Origin of the sequence: Labilithrix sp. (assembly GCA_019637155.1) — a bacterium.
GTDB lineage: Bacteria > Myxococcota_A > Polyangia > Polyangiales > Polyangiaceae > Labilithrix.
The window spans coordinates 142,015-158,863 of sequence record JAHBWE010000001.1 but is presented as its reverse complement, the minus strand read 5'-3'; the positions used below and the strand labels follow the sequence as shown (position 1 = coordinate 158,863).

At 70.0% G+C, this 16,849-nt stretch carries 14 protein-coding genes; 7 read left to right on the top strand and 7 right to left on the bottom strand.

What is annotated here, in order from left to right; all coding sequences use genetic code 11:
- Positions 1-5: 5 nt before the first annotated feature.
- The 5 genes from KF837_00735 to KF837_00715 all read left to right on the top strand — a co-directional run bounded on the left by KF837_00735 (position 6) and on the right by KF837_00715 (position 3,311).
- Positions 6-350: a hypothetical protein gene (locus KF837_00735; GenBank protein ID MBX3225799.1), complete on the top strand. Its 345-nt coding sequence runs from the start codon at positions 6-8 to the stop codon at positions 348-350.
- A gap of 85 nt (positions 351-435) precedes the next feature.
- Entirely contained in the window at positions 436-1,881 is a 1,446-nt protein-coding gene (locus KF837_00730; GenBank protein MBX3225798.1) for a hypothetical protein, read from the top strand.
- A gap of 49 nt (positions 1,882-1,930) precedes the next feature.
- Positions 1,931-2,716, top strand: coding sequence for a hypothetical protein (locus tag KF837_00725; protein MBX3225797.1), 786 nt, complete (start codon positions 1,931-1,933; stop codon positions 2,714-2,716).
- Positions 2,713-2,889 carry a hypothetical protein gene (locus tag KF837_00720; protein ID MBX3225796.1) on the top strand — a complete coding sequence of 59 codons (177 nt, stop codon included), beginning with the start codon at positions 2,713-2,715 and terminating at the stop codon, positions 2,887-2,889. The genes KF837_00725 and KF837_00720 overlap by 4 nt, the downstream gene beginning before the upstream one ends.
- Complete coding sequence (locus tag KF837_00715; GenBank protein ID MBX3225795.1) at positions 2,886-3,311, top strand: hypothetical protein; 426 nt, start codon at positions 2,886-2,888, stop codon at positions 3,309-3,311. Before KF837_00720 ends, KF837_00715 begins: the two co-directional genes overlap by 4 nt.
- Here KF837_00715 and KF837_00710 read toward each other — a convergent pair.
- The 4 genes from KF837_00710 to KF837_00695 are packed head-to-tail and all read right to left on the bottom strand — an operon-like array spanning position 3,294 to position 7,318.
- Positions 3,294-4,754 (bottom strand): sulfatase-like hydrolase/transferase, encoded by a 1,461-nt coding sequence (locus KF837_00710; GenBank protein MBX3225794.1) that lies wholly within the window; start codon positions 4,752-4,754, stop codon positions 3,294-3,296. The genes KF837_00715 and KF837_00710 overlap by 18 nt on opposite strands.
- Positions 4,755-4,767: 13 nt before the next feature.
- The gene (locus KF837_00705; GenBank protein MBX3225793.1) at positions 4,768-6,012 is read right to left on the bottom strand and encodes a saccharopine dehydrogenase NADP-binding domain-containing protein; all 1,245 of its coding nucleotides are present in this window, start codon (positions 6,010-6,012) and stop codon (positions 4,768-4,770) included.
- Positions 6,009-7,073, bottom strand: coding sequence for a WYL domain-containing protein (locus KF837_00700; GenBank protein ID MBX3225792.1), 1,065 nt, complete (start codon positions 7,071-7,073; stop codon positions 6,009-6,011). The genes KF837_00705 and KF837_00700 overlap by 4 nt, the downstream gene beginning before the upstream one ends.
- Positions 7,074-7,075: 2 nt before the next feature.
- A complete protein-coding gene (locus KF837_00695; protein ID MBX3225791.1) occupies positions 7,076-7,318 on the bottom strand; it encodes a hypothetical protein in 243 nt (80 codons plus the stop codon).
- 284 nt (positions 7,319-7,602) lie between these two features.
- Here KF837_00695 and KF837_00690 point away from each other — a divergent pair, with 284 nt between their 5' ends.
- Together KF837_00690 and KF837_00685 are read left to right on the top strand one after the other, a co-directional pair.
- Positions 7,603-8,910, top strand: coding sequence for a thymidine phosphorylase (locus KF837_00690; GenBank protein ID MBX3225790.1), 1,308 nt, complete (start codon positions 7,603-7,605; stop codon positions 8,908-8,910).
- Between the two features lie 117 nt (positions 8,911-9,027).
- Positions 9,028-12,336 (top strand): hypothetical protein, encoded by a 3,309-nt coding sequence (locus tag KF837_00685; protein MBX3225789.1) that lies wholly within the window; start codon positions 9,028-9,030, stop codon positions 12,334-12,336.
- On the opposite strand, the gene KF837_00680 is transcribed toward KF837_00685, so the two are convergent.
- Genes KF837_00680 through KF837_00670 form a run of 3 tightly spaced genes read right to left on the bottom strand, consistent with a single transcriptional unit; the run spans position 12,323 to position 16,287 of the window.
- Complete coding sequence (locus KF837_00680) at positions 12,323-13,240, bottom strand: hypothetical protein (GenBank protein ID MBX3225788.1); 918 nt, start codon at positions 13,238-13,240, stop codon at positions 12,323-12,325. The genes KF837_00685 and KF837_00680 overlap by 14 nt on opposite strands.
- 10 nt (positions 13,241-13,250) lie before the next feature.
- Positions 13,251-15,239, bottom strand: a complete 1,989-nt coding sequence (gene metG, locus KF837_00675; protein MBX3225787.1) for a methionine--tRNA ligase — start codon at positions 15,237-15,239, stop codon at positions 13,251-13,253.
- Positions 15,240-15,261: 22 nt separating this feature from the next.
- The gene (locus tag KF837_00670; GenBank protein MBX3225786.1) at positions 15,262-16,287 is read right to left on the bottom strand and encodes a hypothetical protein; all 1,026 of its coding nucleotides are present in this window, start codon (positions 16,285-16,287) and stop codon (positions 15,262-15,264) included.
- Between the last annotated feature and the right edge of the window lie 562 nt (positions 16,288-16,849).

Genomic DNA, 16,849 nt, shown 5'->3' with positions numbered 1-16,849 from the left:
GCAACGTGGACACCGACCGCTTCGAGAAGCTCGTCACCCAGGTGCTCGAGGAGATGCGCGCTCTCCGACAGGAGAACAACGAGAAGTTTCACGCGATCGACCAGAGGCTCTCCTCCCTCGACAAGAAGTTCTCGGCGGAGTTCGAGGTCGTCAACAAGAAGCTCGACATGCTCGGAGGCGCCGTCGTCGACCTTCGAACGCGCGTCGAGAAGCTCGAGAAGGTCTCTCAACGCAGGGGCTGCGCCCCTGCACCCCGCTCGCACGATGCAGAAAAACGTCAGAACGTTTTTCTGCCGCGTGCTCGCTATGCGGTGGGCCTAAGGGCGTGGTGCGGTGGCGATCCAGCTTGACCGGTTCTCCGCGTGCGGAAGGCGCGCAAGTTTGCGCAAGGAGTGGATGTAGGCGGACGGCACACACGCTGCAGGAGGGGAGGGCATGGCCCGGAAGCTCCTCGCGATCGCTCCTCTTCTTCTCTCCTTCGCCGCCGTCGCTTGTGCGGGGGAGGTCGGCGACGAGGACGAGGACGTCGGCACCGGCGAGGACATGGTCCTCGACCGCGGCGTCGCGCGCGGCGCCAAGACGGTGCGCTGGGCGATGCCGAACGGCGCCCCCGACGAGATCTGCGTCGTCCCGAAGCACCTCGCGATGAGCGACTACGACAAGGACGACGCCGAGACCGAGGCCGAGCTCTGCTCCTACGCCTTCTACAGCAACACCACGCCGCGCGACGGCGCCCAGAAGACCGACGTCGCGATCTGCCCGAAGATGTCGAGCACCAACCCCGGCACCGACGTCCACGCGCTCCTGCCCGGCAAGACGCGCGAGCAGACCGAGGCGAGCATCTGCAAGCTCTCCGACCGGCCGACCAAGCTGCTTGCAAAGTACAAGCAAAGCATCACCTGCAGCTACACGCCTTCGATCCTCGGCTACTACCACCTCTCGCGCCTCCTCGGCGGCGCGGGGGACGTGAAGCCGGCCGTGCTCCGCACGATGGACCTCGGCGAGCACAAGAAGATCACGGCGGAGGCGCTGTCGATCCTCGCCGGCAAGCCGAACGACTCGTACCCGAAGATCAGCTGGCTCTCGTTCCAGAGCGCCGAGTCGGCGCCGTCGACGACGCGCCACAAGGACGCGATCTTCACGAGCGACCTCGCCCAGATCTACGGCGGGCTCCAGGAGAACGTGCGCGGCGAGGCCAAGTACTCCGAGATCAACCGCCGCGGCGCGGCCCCGAACTTCGCCTCGCCGTTCATGGGCACGGCGCAGTGGAAGAAGGTCGCCGACGGCCGCCCGCTCTCGCAGCTCGCGGGCCGCACGCTCGCGGACTCGGCGCAGACGGTCCAGGTGATGAAGGACATCAGCGAGATGGTCGTGATGGACTACCTGATGAGCCAGCAGGACCGCTTCGGCAACATCCACGCGATCGACTACTACTACTTCCCGAAGAACGGCGGCGTCGACAAGGTCAAGAAGTCGAAGGTCGACGACGGCGAGGTCGCGAAGCCCGCCGGCGCGGTCCTCGTGAAGAAGATGATCCTGAAGGACAACGACTGCGGCGGCTGGACCAAGACCAACGTCGTCAAGAACGCCGGGCTCATCGACTCGATGCGCCACATGAGCGCGAAGACCTACGCCAACCTGCAGTGGCTCGCGGCGAACTTCGGGCAGGGCACCGAGATCCCGAAGTTCTTCGTCGGCGAGGCGCTCTTCGCGCAGAAGGACGTCGACATGATGCGCGCCAACCTCGCCGTGCTCGCGCCGAAGCTCAAGGCCGCCTGCACGAGCGGGAAGCTCCTCCTCGACCTCCACCTCGAGAAGCACCTCGCCGGCAAGGGCCACGATCCCGCGTCCTGCAACGCCGTCGAGCCGCCGAAGAAATAACGCGCAACCGTCCTGACCTCCGGGCCGACCCACCCGCCCGGAGGATGAAATGAACGTCGGCGAAGCAGCACGCAAACGCACGGGAGATCTGGTCGACGACGCGGTCCACGCCGCGGGCCTGGCGGACGAGGACACGCACGTCCGCGGCAACGCCCTCGCGAAGAGCGGCGCGCAGCTCCACAAGGAGCGGAACGATCAGGCGCACGCGGGGCTTCACGTCGTTGGGCAGCTCACCGCCGACGGCTTGCTCGAAGGGCTCGCGCTCGGCGCGGAGAGCTACCACGTCGGCTGGCTGGAGGGCGCCGCGGAAGGGCTGGCCATCCTCGTCTTCGCGTACGAGGCCCTCGGCGCCCTCTCCGAAGCGGAAGAGAAGGCCTACGCGATCGGGAAGGCGTTCACCAACGACGCCGTCAACGTCGCGATCGCCGGCAACCTCGCGTTCGATCCCGCGTTCGCGGCGCTCGAGCAGGCGGCGCGGCCCGGCGTGACGGCGGGGACGGGCAAGCTCACCGCCGTCCTCCAGGATCCGAACAACCCGACGAAGATGGTCCTCCAGGCGCGCGCCGACGAGGGCTACCTCGCGGCCGAGCGCGCGATGAAGGCGACCGCGAACGTCCCGAAGGAGCAGCGAGCGCAGGCGCTCTTGCAGTGGTTCAAGGACAACGGCTACGGCGAGCGGCTCTCGTCCGACGTCGCGTTCACGAAGGGCGTCGAGTACCACGCCTTCGTGCAGGCCGCGGCGGCGGAGCACAAGTACGGGATCGATCCCGCGAAGGAGCTCGCCAAGGTCGAGACGCGCGTCCCCGTCGAGCGCCCGCTGATGGTGCGGCCGTGAGCTTCCTCGCCGGCCTCTTCAGCGCGATCGCGCTCGCGTTTGGGTACACCGCGCTCGTGTCGCGCAGCAGAGCGGGGGTGCCGGCCGCGGCTCCTCCGCCGGTCGCGCCGGTTCGTCTCTCGCAGCCGAGCGCCGGCTACCCTTCGTACACGCGCATCCTGGTGCTTCGGTGAAGCCGGCGTTCCCTGCGACCGCCCCGCTCCGTGTCGCCGGCTACCGCGAGGCCGCGCCGGAGCGGACGCCGACCTCGCTGAGCGACGCCGACCGCGCCGTGCTCGATCGCGAGGAGGAGCGATGGCGCCGCCGCTCCAGCGTCTGGCGATCGGCGATCTTCGCGGCGGTCGGCCTGACCGTCGTGAGCTCCGTCGTCGTGTTCGCCGTCGCAGCGTTCGTCGGAGGCTGGACGGCCGTGCAGCTCACGACCCCCATCCTCTGGATGCCCGCCCTCCTCACGGCTCACGCCTACGACCGCTTCGCCACGAAGCACCAGCGAGCCGCGACGGAAGCGGCAGCGGAGCGCCGCATGCGCGTCGCGGCTTACGAGGAGGAGAACGCACTCGAAGACGAGGACGCGCGCTCAGCGTTGCGGCGGTAGCTCCTTGATCGTCGCGCGGACGCGGGCCATCGCCTCCTTGGCTTCCTTGAGCTTCGCGGCGTCGCTCGCGAGGTTCTTCGACTCCTTCGGATCGTTCGCGAGGTCGTAGAGCTCGGACGGACGGTTGCCCTGGAACTCGATCATCTTGAAGCCGGCGCCGGGGCCGAAGATGACCGCGCGGCGGAGATCGTTGTACGGGCCGTCCGGCATGTCGATGAAGATGTCGTGGTCCTCGAGCGGGCCGGTGTTCGCGATGTCCTTGAGCAGGCTCTTGCCGTGGAGGAGCGGATCGTCCGTCGCCATCCCCATGAGATCGAGGACGGTGGGCACGATGTCGATGTGCGAGCGGCGCGTCTCGATGCGACGCGGCGTGCCGCCGGGGATGTAGACGATGAGCGGCACGCGCACGAGCGGCTCCCAGAGCTCGCGGCCGTGGCCGTAATGACCTTTCTCGCCGAACGCCTCGCCGTGATCGGCGGTGAGGATGATCGCGGTCTCCGGCGCCCACGGCTGCGCCGCGATGTGCGCGAAGAGGCGGCCGATGTGCTTGTCCGTGAACCAGACCTCGACGTCGTAGGTGTTGCGCAGGGTGGGGATGCCGGCGCCGCCCATGCTCGCGAAGCTCGGCGCGTCCTTGTGCGTGACGTACGGCAAGTGCGGATCGAGGTAGTGGACCCAGGTGAAGAAGCGGCCGGTGTGCTTGTCGTCGGCCCCGACCGGCTTGCCGTCCTTGAGCGGGAGGTCGGCGCCGTTCTGCGAGCTCAGGATCCCGATCGCGGTGTCGGTGAGCTTCTCGCTCGTCGGCGTCGGATCGTTGTCGACCGAGTTGGGCGGGATCGAGCTCGTGTCCCAGAGGTCGAAGCCCTGGTCGAGCCCCTTCTTCCAGCCGAAGTAGCGATGGCACATCGCCGCCGCGGAGCGCCCGCCGTTGTCGTGGATGCGCTCCGCGAGGAACACGTTGTCGGCGCCGAACTTCGTGTAGTGCTCGTAGTCGCGATAGATCTCGCTCGAGTAGCGCCCGATCATCATCGGGCCGAGGCACTTCGGCGTGAACGACGCCAGCGCGTACGTCCGCTCGAAGACGACGCTCTTCGCCGCGAGGGCGTCGATGTTCGGCGAGACGGGGCGCGGGTAGCCGCTGAACCCGAGGTCGGCGCGGAGCGTGTCGACGGAGACGAGGATGACGTTGTACGAGCGCTGCACGCGCGGCGCGGAGACGGTCGTGCCGGCGTCGGCCGCCGTCGTCTCGACCCGCGACTCGGGCTCGCCCGCTCCGCCGTCGCCGTCGCCGTCCTCGTGCGCCTCGAGCCCCTCGAGATCGGTCGGCGCGCCCTTGAGGTGCGCCGTCGCCGCCCAGATCGCGAAGGCGCCGCCGAGGACGAGGGTCGCCGCCAGGATGCCGCCGAGATCGGGCGCGATCGCATCGAGGAAACGGCGCGACATCCCTCTCGCACTCTCACGCGTCGTGCGCTTCGAGGGTCATGCCGGCGGCGCGCAGCCGCTTCACGAGCTGCATCCCCATCCCCGTCGCGGGGGTGAGGATCCCCCAGCGCTGCGGGAGGCTCGCCTCGTCTTTGGCGAGGCACATCGCGCTCTCGGCGAGCATGATCGCGGTCCCGCCGTAGCCGGGGTCCTTGTCGCCCGCGACGCGGCCGCGGATCATCCGCCCCGACTCCGTGCGCGCGAGGACGTGCATCTCGAAGAAGCCCGACTCGATCGACGCGCGCGACGGCCCCTCTCCCGGCGCCGGCAGCACCGTGCGCTCGAGCGCCGCGCGCGCAGGGCCGATCGCGGTCGCGGCCATGAACGCGCCGACCGCGGCGACGACGGCGGTCGCGCTCAAGAGGCCGGCCGGTCCCTTCGCGAAGCTCATCGCTTCGTTGTAGCGGAAGCTCGGCCCATAGCCCTTGTCGTTCTCGGCCTTGAGGATGGCGTGCGATCGCCGGACCACGCGCGTGTTGATCGTCGCCATCACGAAGGGCGCGGTCCAGCGGCCGATGTCCTTGTCGAAGCGGACGCTCCGCTGATCGTCCTCGAACGGATCGCGATCGGCGTCGCCGCGCACGGGGTCGAGCCCGTGCGGATCGAAGAGGAGCTTCCGCACCTCGCGATCGCTCTTCGCCAGCTCCATGATCCCGAGCATCGAGGCGATCGTGCCGCCGCTGATCGCGCCCTTCACCTTGCCGACGAAGACCTTCGCCCACGCGAGGTCCTCGCCGGCGTGGTCGCGCGCGAGGAGCGTCCCGAGGTCGGAGGGGATCGAGTCGTAGCCCGCGCAATGGACGATGCGCGCCTTGTTCTTCGTCGCCTCTTCGTTGCACTCGTCGGCGGAGCGGCGCACGAACGGCGGCTCGCCGGTGAGATCGCAATAGCTCGTGCCGTGACGCGCGCACGCCCGCACGAGCTCGATTCCGTACTTCGAATACGGCCCCACGGTCGTGCATACGACCTTCGCCTGCGGCACGAGCTCGTCGAGCGAGGCGACGTCGTGCGACTCCGCGGTACGGAGCGGGAGGTCGAGCAGCGTCGTGTCGCTCCGCGCGAGGTCGCGCCGGATCGCCTCGAGCTTCACCGGATTACGGCCGGCGATGGCCCATTTCACGTCGCGGCCTTTGGCCTCTTTCGCGAGGTATTCGGCGACCAGCTTGCCGGTGAAGCCGGTCGCGCCGAAGAGGACGATGTCGAACGGTCGCTCGCTCATGAGTACCTCGCTGCCGCGCGCGACAAGATCGCGCGCACGTCTGCCACCAGCTCCGGAGGATCGACGACGCGCGCGGCGTCGCCCCACGAGAGCACGAACGCGACCGCCGCCGCCCGGTCGACGAGCGGGAGCGACAACCGCACGCGGCCGTCGGGCGAGCTCGCGGTGCGCTGGAGCGGGTGGATGCGCTTCGCCTTCACCTCGTCCGCGACGCGCGCGTCGAAGTCGACGGTGAAGCGGGCCTTCCCGATGCGCCCCACCCCGAGCTCGCCGTGGATGTACTGGTTCACGTCGAAGCCCGCGGGCAGCTCGAAGCGCTCCGTCTCGCTCGAGCGGATGTCGGTCATCACCTCGAGCGGCAGCGCCTCGACCTCACCGCCGTGGGGCACGCCGACGACGTAGATCGTGCCGCGGTGCATGACCATCGCGTAGGGACGAAAGACCTGCCGTTCGGTCCGCTGCTGCCGCGGCCGGTAGTGGACGACGCGCAGATCGGCGACGGCGCGGAACAGCTCGTCGAGGTCCTCGCCGCGCGCGGTGTAGGAGCGCGCGAGCGAAGGGGCGAACACGAAGCGGGACTCGAGCTTGTGCTCCCCCGAGATCTCGGTGCGCCCCGCGCGGAAGGGCGTCTGCGCGATCTTCGCGATCTGTCCGAGCGCGAGGTCGACCTCGTCGTAGAGCGCGGAGCCGCGGAGGACGTCGAACCCCTGCCGCGTCGCGAGGAGCGCGTAGGCCTGCGCGCGGCGGAGCGACACCGCGCGCCCGCGCTCGCCCGGCTTGATGCGCCAGCGGAGCGGCCCGCCGGGGCGCGTCGCGACCGGCTCGAGCAGCTCGAACTTCTCGTCGACCTTCGTCCCGTCGAGCTCGCGGAGGTAGCGGCGCACGGAGCGCTCGGTGATGCGCAGGTACGTCGCGATCTCCTCCAGCGTGAGGCCGCGCGGCTCGGCCTCGAGCGCCTCGCGCAGGCGATCGAGGCGGCGGTGCTGCGTGAAGCGACCGACGGGACGTCCCAGCTTCGGGGTCTTCGGCTTGTAGCCGTTCTTCGTCGAGGTCGGCCGCATCGTCAGATCTTCCGCGTGCGGATCTCGGCCTTGTACTTCTTCTTGTACTGGTCGTGGCACGAGCGGCACGACGCCTTGGCCGCCTGGGCGTCACCGTTGCGCGCGGCGGCCGCGCCGTCCTTCGAGATGGACACCCAGTTCGGGTAGTCGCTGCCGGGCGGCGCGAACGCGACCATCTTGTCGAGCGCTTCGGCGAGCGCGGGCAGGTCGGGCTTCTGCATCGGCGGGTTCGCGTTCTCCTTCATCCATGCCTGGAGCGGGCACGGGTTCTCGTTGGAGCCGCAGTCTCCGCCGTCGCCGACCGCGGCGGCGATCTCCTCGTGCGCCGCGGACGTCGCGGCCGTCGCCGCGGGCGCGGGCACGACGCTCGGTGCAGGCGCAGGCTCGGGTGCAGGCGCGGGCGCGGGCGGCGGAGGATCCGGCTTCGAGCAAGCGGCCACGAGCACCGCGACGCCGAGGAAGGAAAACATCCGGAACATCGGCCCGCAGCTTACCCCAAAGCGCTGTGACGGGTTACGCTCGCGGCCCCATGAAGCGCACGATCGTCGAGACCATCGAAGCGAAGCGGGACGGAGCGTCGCTCCCGCCCGAGGAGATCAAGGATTTTCTGCGATCGCTGGTCGACAACCAGGTCGCGGACTACCAGATGGCGGCCTTCTTGATGGCAGTGTTCTTCCGCGGCCTCGACGACGCGGAGACGGTGGCGCTGACGGAGGCGATGCTCCACTCCGGTTCGGTGCTCGATCTCTCGAGCGTGCCCGGCATCAAGGTCGACAAGCACTCGACCGGCGGCGTGGGCGACAAGGTGTCGATCTGCCTCGCTCCGCTCGTCGCCGCGTGCGGCGTGCCTGTCCCGATGGTGAGCGGCCGCGGCCTGGGCCACACCGGCGGCACGCTCGACAAGCTCGAGGCGATCCCGGGCTTCCGCACCGACCTCCCGATCGCGGACTTCGCGCGCATCGTGCAGGACGTCGGCACGTGCATGATCGGGCAGACGCAGGAGATCGCCCCCGCCGACAAGCGCATCTACGCGCTGCGCGACGTCACGGCGACGGTCGAGTCGATCCCGCTCATCGTCGCCTCGATCCTCTCGAAGAAGCTGGCGGAGGGCATCGACGCCCTGGTCCTCGACGTGAAGGTCGGCAAGGGCGCGTTCATGAAGGACGAGGCGAAGGCGCGCGCGCTCGCGGAGCGCCTCGTGAGCGTCGGCACGCGCGCGGGCAAGGAGGTCGTCGCCGTGCTGACGCGCATGGACGCCCCGCTCGGCCGCGCGATCGGCAACGCGAACGAGACGCGCGAGGCGCTCGAGGTCCTGCACGGCGAGGGCCCGAGCGATCTGGTCGAGTGCACGCTGGTCCTCGGCGCCGAGATGCTCGTCCTCGGCAAGAAGGCGGCGAGCATCGAGGAGGCGACGACGAAGCTCCGCGCCGCGATCGCCGACGGCTCCGCGATCCGCACGATGGAGCGGATGGTCGCGGCGCAAGGCGGCGACGCCTCGGTGGTCGCGACGCCGTCGAAGCTCGACGTCGCGAAGCACGTCGTGGAGGTGAAGGCCCCACGAAGCGGCTACGTCACCGGCATCGACGCCCTCACCCTGGGCCTCACCGGCGTCGCGATGGGCGCCGGCCGCACGCGCGCCGACCAGAAGGTCGATCCCGCGGTGGGCATCGAGATCGACAAGAAGCCGGGCGAAGCGGTGAAGACGGGCGACGTCGTCGCGCGCTTGTTCCTCCACGCCGCGAACGACGACCTCGTGACCCGCGCCGCGTCAGCCTTCACGTACGGCGACGCGAAGCCCGCCGACGCCCCGCTCGTCGTCGGCCGCATCACGGCCTGACGCGCCCCGCATCTGTTTCGTCGTTCACCGCCGCGCGCTCACCGACGCCGAGGTGCTCGCCGAAAAGAATCGCTGACGCGGCTTGCACAATCACCGCGTCCGACGTGACGATGGCCTATGACCCGCCGCGAGGAGGCTTCGTTTCGCCTCGACCCCATCACCTCGAGCTTCGTCGTCGACGACTACAACTGGGCGACGCCGTTCTCGAACTTCTTCCCCGGCATCGCAGGCAAGTGGGGAGTGCCGCTCTGGCTCTACTACGTGAACCGCGGCCAGGCGGTGAGCTCGTTCGGCGCGCGCGACAAGAACGGGCAGATCCTCGAGTTCCAGTCCTTCAACCACGCGGTCGCGCGGGTCGGGTGGGAGGGCTTCCGCACGTTCTTGCGGATCGACGGCGGCGCCACCTACGAGCCGTTCCGGAAGACGAGGGACCCGGCGATCCGGCAGACGATGGCGATCTCCGCGTCGGAGCTGGTGCTCACGGAGCGGAACGAGGCGCTCGGCCTCGAGATCGAGGTGACGTACAGCGCGCTGCCGAACCTCCGCATCGCGGGGCTCGCGCGCCGCCTCCGCGTCCGCGACCTCGGGGGGCGCCGCCGGCGCGTCGAGTGCGTCGACGGGCTCCCGCGCATCCTCCCCTCCGGGCTCGATCACGCGAGCATCAAGGGCATTCCGCGCCACATCGAGGGCATGTTCGGCGTCGTCGATCAGAAGGGCGTCCCGCTCTTTCGCCTGAAGCAGACCCCGGAGGACAGCGAGCGCGTGGGGCGGATCGAGGGCGGTCACTTCTACCTGAGCGCCGGCTCGAAGCTCGGGCGCGGCGTCGTCGTCGACCCCGAGGCCGTCTTCGGCGAGGCCATGAGCTACGAGCGGCCCTGGACGTTCGAGGCCGGGGGACGGAAGGCCGTGCTCGCCGCTCCGCAGTTCCACGAGAACAAGACGCCGTGCGCGTTCACGGTGCGCGAGGACGTGCTGCTCCCGAAGAAGGAGATCGTCATCGACTCCGTCATCGGCTACGCCGCGCGCGACGAGGACCTCCTCGCGCTGCGAGCATCCCTCGGACGCCCGGAGTTCCTCGCCCGCAAGCGCGCCGAGGCCTCGGAGATCGTCGAGGCGATCCGCGACCACGCCTTCACCGTGTCGGCGTCGCCGGCCTTCGACGCGTACGCGCGCTACGACTTCCTCGACAACGTGATCCGAGGCGGCATGCCGCTCGTGTTCGAGACCGAGGGCGCGCGGAGCGCGTTCTACCTGTACTCGCGGCAGAACGGAGACCTCGAGCGCGACTACCACTTCTTCACCCTCGAGCCGAGCTACCTCTCGCAGGGGAACGGCCACTACCGGAGCGTGCTCCAGAACCGCCGCACCGACGTCTGGTTCTTCCCCGAGACGGAGGACGCCAACCTGCAGACGTTCCTCAACCTGATCCAGCTCGACGGCTACAACCCGCTCGAGGTCGGGGTGATGAGCTACCGCGTCGTCGACCCCGGCGCGGTCGACGCGTGCCTCCGCCGGCACGTGCGCTCGGCGAACGATCGACGCGCGCTCTCGGCGTGGATGGCGCGATCGTTCACGCCCGGCGAGCTCGTGATGCGCCTCGAGGCCCTCACCGGCCGCCCCGCCCCGGAGTGGGAGGGCGTCCTCGCCGAGGTCCTCGCGCACGCGAAGCAGAACGAGATCGGGCACCTCCACGAGGGCTTCTGGGCCGACCACTGGCACTACAACGTGGACCTCCTCGAGCTCTATCTCATGGTGTACCCGGACCGCCTCCGGTCCGTGCTCCTCGAGCGCGCGACGTACACGTACTTCGACGATCCGGACGTCGTGCTGCCCCGCGCGGCGCGGAGCGTCGACGCCGGCGGCAAGATCCGGATGTACGGCGCCGTCCGGCGCGATCCGGAGAAGGTCTCTCGGATCGCCGCGCGGAGCGAGGCTCCGAACATGGTCCGCAACAAGCACGGCAAGGGCCGCGTGTACGAGACCTCGTTGCTCGTGAAGCTCCTCACGATCGTCGTCAACCGCCTCGCGACGCTCGATCCGGCGGGCACCGGCGTCGAGATGGAAGGCGGGAAGCCGGGTTGGAACGACTCGATGAACGGCTTGCCCGGTCTGTTCGGGTCGGGCCTCTCGGAGATGATCGAGCTGCGTCGCACGGTACGGATGCTCGAGGGCGCGCTCGCGCGGCTCGACGCCGATTCGTCCCTCACGGTCCCGATCTACGAAGAGCTCGTGCGGTTCATGCGTCCGCTCCAGGAGGCGCTCCGCGTGCGCAAGACGCGCGGCGCCGCGCGGGCGGCGCTCGCCTACTGGGACGCGGCCAACACGCTGAAGGAGGCGTACCGCGAGGAGACGCGGCTCGGCGTCTCGGGGAAGGACGTCGTCGTGCCGATCGCCGAGGTCCGCGCCTTCCTCGCCGACGGAAGGGCGGTCCTCGACCGCGTGCTCGTCGGACCCGAGCGCGCGAAGGCGATGTCGCCGGCGGGCGTGCCGTACACCTACCTCGTCAACGACGTCGTCGACTTCGAGCGAACCGGCGAGACCAGCCCGCTGGGGTATCCGACCGTGCGCCCGCGCTCGTTCCGCCAGCGCCCCGTGCGCCTCTTCTTGGAGGGCGCGGTGCACTGGATGAAGGAGCTGCCCGAGGAGGCGAAGGACGTCTACGAGGCGGTGCGCCGCTCACCGATCTTCGACAAGAAGCTCCGCATGTACCGCTCGTGCGAGCGGATGGACGGCGAGTCGCCCGAGCTGGGGCGCGCGATCGGGGCGTACCCGCGCGGCTGGATCGAGAACGAGTCGATCTACCTGCACATGGAATACAAGTACCTGCTCGAGATCTTGCGGAGCGGCTTGTGCGACGAGTTCTGGCGCGACGCGAAGACGGCGCTCATCCCGTTCATGTCCCCCGAGGTCTACGGACGCAGCACGCTCGAGGGTGCGTCGTTCATCGTCTCGAGCGCCTACGCGGACGCTCGCCTGCACGGGCGCGGGTTCCAGCCGCGCCTGAGCGGCATCACCTGCGAGTTCTTGCACATATGGATCCTGGCGGTGGCGGGCGAGCACCCGTTCCGCGTGTCGCCGGACGACGAGCTCGAGCTGGCCCTCGAGCCGAGGCTCCCGGGCTGGCTGTTCACGGAGGCAGCATCGACGGAGCGGCGCTACCTCGATCGCGTCGACGGATGGCAGTCGCTGACGCTGCCGGCGGGCACGTTCGCGTTCAAGCTGATGAACCGCGCGCTCGTCGTCTACCACAACGCCGCGCGCCGCCCGACGTACGGGCGATCGGGCGTGCGCCCCGTGCGCCACCACCTGACGTTCCGCGACGGCACCACGACGACGATCGAAGGCCCCGTCGTCTCGGGCGCCCACGCCCACGCCGTCCGCGACGGCTCGGTCCGCCGGATCGACGTCGACCTCAGAACGCGCTGAGCGCCATGCCCGCGTAGACGATCGCGCCGCCGAGGAGGCCGAGGCCGAAGGAGAGCGCGCGGCGGGCGCCGCCGTCGAGGAACGGCTCGATGCCGCGGCTCGTGACGCCGAGGCCGAAGAGGAGGACCGCGAGCGGGACGACGTACGGGATGAGGCGGCCGCCGTCGGCCGGCGAAGGGGCCTCCTCCAGCGAGACGAGCGTGACAGTCACGACGGCGAGCGACGCGATGAGGAAGAGCGCGCCCGCGGTGACGATCGCCCACGAGCGCGGGCGCGTCTTGAAGCCGTAGTAGCCGACGCCGATCGCGAGGATGAGGGCGACGCCGGCGAAGACGCCGCTCTGCACGGTCGACGACGCGTCGAGCGCGTGCGGGAGGAGACCGCCGATCGCGAAGCGGCCCGGGCGATGCAGGAACTTCAGCGCGGCGGCGACGACCGCGATGCAGCCGACGAGCGGGACGACGCGCGCGCCCGCGGACTCGAGGAACGAGACGTCGGGCTCCTCCGCCGCGCGGGCCGTGTTCGTCGGCTTGTAGGCGAGGTCGAGGGACGCGGGGCCCGACGCGATGGGAACGGGCGCGCGCGACGACGCGGACGCTCGTGAAGGCGCGGACGCGGGCGGGGACGAGAACGTCCCCGCGCCGCGCTCGATCGCGTCGCCGAACGGATCGTCGTCCTCCGCTGCGCCGAACTGGATCGCGACCGCCTTGCCTTGGTGATGCGGGTTGCTCGCGACCGGCGCCGCGGCGCTGATGCCGCGCTCGATGCCGCCGCCGAAGAGATCGTCGTCGTCTCCGCTCGCGGGCGCGGCGGGGCGCGCGGGCGCGGTGGGGGCCGCGGGGCGCTTCGAAGACGCGCCGCTCGCCGGCAGATCGAGATCCGGAACGCTCGGCGGTTTCCCCACGAAGGCGATGTTACTTCAGGCGCGAGCCGGGCGCGACGTCGTCGCCGATCGTCGCCAGGTGGAGGGCCTCCGATGGGCCCGTGGCGAGGAGCATGCCGTGCGAGACCAGGCCCTTGCCGAACTCGCGCGGGGCCAGGTTCGCCACGACCACGACGCGCCGGCCCACCAGCTGGTCGGGCTGGAACGTGAGCGCCAGGCCCGCGACGATGGTGCGCGGCTCCGCCTCGCCGAGGTCCACCGTGAGGCGGAGGAGCTTGTCCTTCTTCGGCACCTTCTCGCACGTCTTCACGAGGCCGACGCGGAGGTCGACCATCGAGAAATGGTCGTAGTTGATGATGAGCGACGTCGCCGGCGCCATCGAGACCGGGGGGAGATCCGGCCGCGAGGGCGGCGGGGCGGCGGGGACGGCGGGGGCGGGCTTCGGGACGAGGCGATCGAGGAGCTCCTTCTGCGCCTTGTCGTCGAAGGTCGGGAAGAGCGGGCCCGCCGGCGCGAGGGTGATCTCCGGACGCGACGGAGAAACCCCCTCCGGCCAGAGCGAGGCGCCGACCTTCGGATCGATCGGCGCGAGGCCGAGCTGCGCGCGCATCGCGTCCGCCTTCCGCGGCATCGCGGGCCAGAGCATCACCGAGAGCGCTTCGAGGAGACGGAGGAGGCGCGAGAGGATCTTCGCGACGCGCGCGGCGTCGCCCTTCTTCGCCTCCGCCCACGGGGCCGCCTTGTCGACGTAGGCGTTGCCGGCGTTCGAGAGCTTCATCGTCGTCTCGAGCGCGAGGTGAGGAGCGAGCTCGTCCCACTGCTTCTTTGCCAGCGCGGTGAGGGCGCGGACCTGCTCGTCGAGGTCGGTCTCGAGCGCCGTGTCCGGGCCGTCGTCCTTCGGCTGCGTCGCGTGGCCGTTCTTCGTGCAGAGGCCGAGCACGCGGTTCAGGAGGTTTCCAACGTTTTTGCCGAGATCTGCGTTGTAGCGCTCGAGGAGCGCCTCGTGATCGAAGTCCCCGTCCTGCCCGAACGCGACCGCGCGGAGGAGGTGGTAACGAAGGACGTCCGCGCCGAGCTCGCCCGCGACCTTGAGCGGATCGACGCCGTTCTTCAGCGACTTCGACATCTTCTCGCCGTCGACGGTGAGGAAGCCGTGCGCGAAGACGACGTTCGGCAGCTCCTCCTCCGAGTAGCCCGCCGCGAGGAGGAACGCCGGCCAGTAGACGGTGTGGAAGCGGAGGATGTCCTTGCCGACGAGGTGGACGACCTTCCCCTTCGGCGACCAGAAGCGCGTGAGGTCGCCGTGGCCGAGCGCGCTCCGGTAGTTCGTGAGCGCGTCGAACCAGACGTACATGACGTGCGCCGGATCGCCGGGGACGGGGATGCCCCATTTGAAGGTGACGCGCGAGCACGAGAGATCGTTCAGGCCCTCGCGCACGAACGCGAGCACCTCGTTGCGGCGCGTCTCCGGCTGAATGAGCTCGGGGTGCTTCTCGTAGAGGCGGAGGAGCGGCTCCTGCCACTTCGAGAGGCGGAAGAAGTAGGTCGGCTCCTTGAGCCACTCGACCGGCTTCTTGTGGATCGGACAGAGGTTGCCCGGCTGCTCGAGCTCCTTCTCCGTCTTGAAGCCCTCGCAGCCGACGCAGTTCCAGCCCTCGAAGTCGCCGAGGTAGAGATCGCCCTTGTCCGCGATCTTCTTCCAGAGGTCGGCGACGAAGGCCTCGTGATCGGGATCGGTCGTGCGGATGAAGCGGTCGTACTCGACGTCGAGCTTCGGCCAGGTCTCCTTGAAGCGCGCGCTGACCTCGTCGCAGAACGCCTTCGGGTCCTTCCCCTCCTCCGCCGCCTTGCGCTCGATCTTCTGGCCGTGCTCGTCGGTGCCAGTCAGGAAGTACGTCTCGTCGCCGAAGAGGCGATGAACGCGCCGGACCGCGTCGGCGATGATCGTCGTGTACGCGTGCCCGACGTGCGGGATGTCGTTGACGTAGTAGATCGGCGTCGTGACGTAGAACTGGCCCATGGAAGGGCCACGAAGCTACCACTTAAATGATCGAGTCGCGCTTCTCGACCTCGCGGGTCGACGGCGGCGGCGGGACGACGCGGGTGGCGAGCGGCGCCTCGTCGAGGACGCGGCGCACCGCGAGCATGAAGGGGCGATCGATCGCGACGCGCACGTCGCGCGAGGGCGGCGGCTCCGCGGGCGACTGGAGGAGCTTCAGGTCGCGCGTGAGGGCGCGACCGAGGCGGCCGTGCGCCTCGCGATGGGCGTTCGGCTCGCGCGGGACGATCGACGCGGGCATCGGCGCGACGAGCACGACCTCGCTGCCGTTCTGCGAGATCCACGTCGCTTGATAGAGCGCGGCGGAGTGGCCGGTCGACTCGTGGAACATCAGCGCGCGCCACTCGAGGTGGCTCGTGAGGTCGAAGGAGCGCTTGTCGATCGAGAGGGTGGCGCGATCGAGGGCGATCGGGACGCCGCGCCCGTCGCTCAGGAACACGCGGCCGAGCGGCGAGGCGTCGGCCTGCTCCTCCGCGTAGCGCACGATCGCGGCGGCGTCGCTCGCGGTCAGGGCGGCGTCGTGCGTGACGCCGTCGACGAAGTCGAGGTCGGCGAGCACGGCGATGCGGGAGAAGAGCTCGTCGTCGTCCTCGGAGCGCTCGTCGATGCGCGTCGGGATGTAACGCGTCTGCGTCGGCGTCGTGAACGCGAGGAGCGCGTGCGGGCGGCCGTACGAGGCGAGGAGCGTGACGCCGAAGGGCCCGTCCCAGGACACGATCGGCTTGGTCGCGTCGTTCGAGATGCGGGTCAGCCCTGCCTTGTCCGCGACGACGCTCACGCCGCTCGCGCGCGCGCGGTCGCGGCGGACGGCGGCGTAGAGGAGCGCGCCGGCGGCGACGAACGCGAGCGCGAAGCGAAGCGCGAGCGGGAGCCCCGGCACGACGGGCGCGGCGCAGACGACGAGGATCGCCGCGACGATCGCCGGGACACGTACGCGCGAGCGCCCCGCGACCTCGCCGGTGCGAACGACGAGAGGCCAACGATGGAGGCTCGAAGTACGGCGACGCATGACGCAGAGGCTTCTTCGAAAATAGCACTCCGAGCACGCGCACGCTCTTTCAACGTCGGGGGCTTCGCCCCCGACACCCCCACCCCAGACACGGCCCTCGCGCGGAGCGCGAGGGTTGCTTCGCAACCGCTTGCGCGGCCGCTTCTGGGGCCCCCGGGCCCGGGTCGCTCCGATGACCCGACACCCGTACCGGAACGTCACTCGGGCGTTGTTGCCGCCGCTTCTGGGGCCCCAGATCGCCCCGATGACCCGACACCGTTCCCCCAAGACACGGCTTGTGCTTCGCGCTTGGGTGCTTCGCAAAGCTGGGGCCCGAGTCGCCCCCGATAAGCCGACACCGTCACCCAAGACACGGCTCGTGCTTTTGCGCTTGGTTGCTTCGCATGCTGGCGCGGCCGCCTCTTGTTGCTTTGCGCCGCTTCTGGGGTCGTTCGCTGCTCGACATGTCGCGGCTCGACGCTGGCGGGCGGTGTTGTAGGCGCTCACGCGGCACCGGCGCTGCGCGGTCCCCCCGCCTCGCGCTGCGCGGTCCCCTACCTCGCGCTGCGCGGTCCCCCGCCTC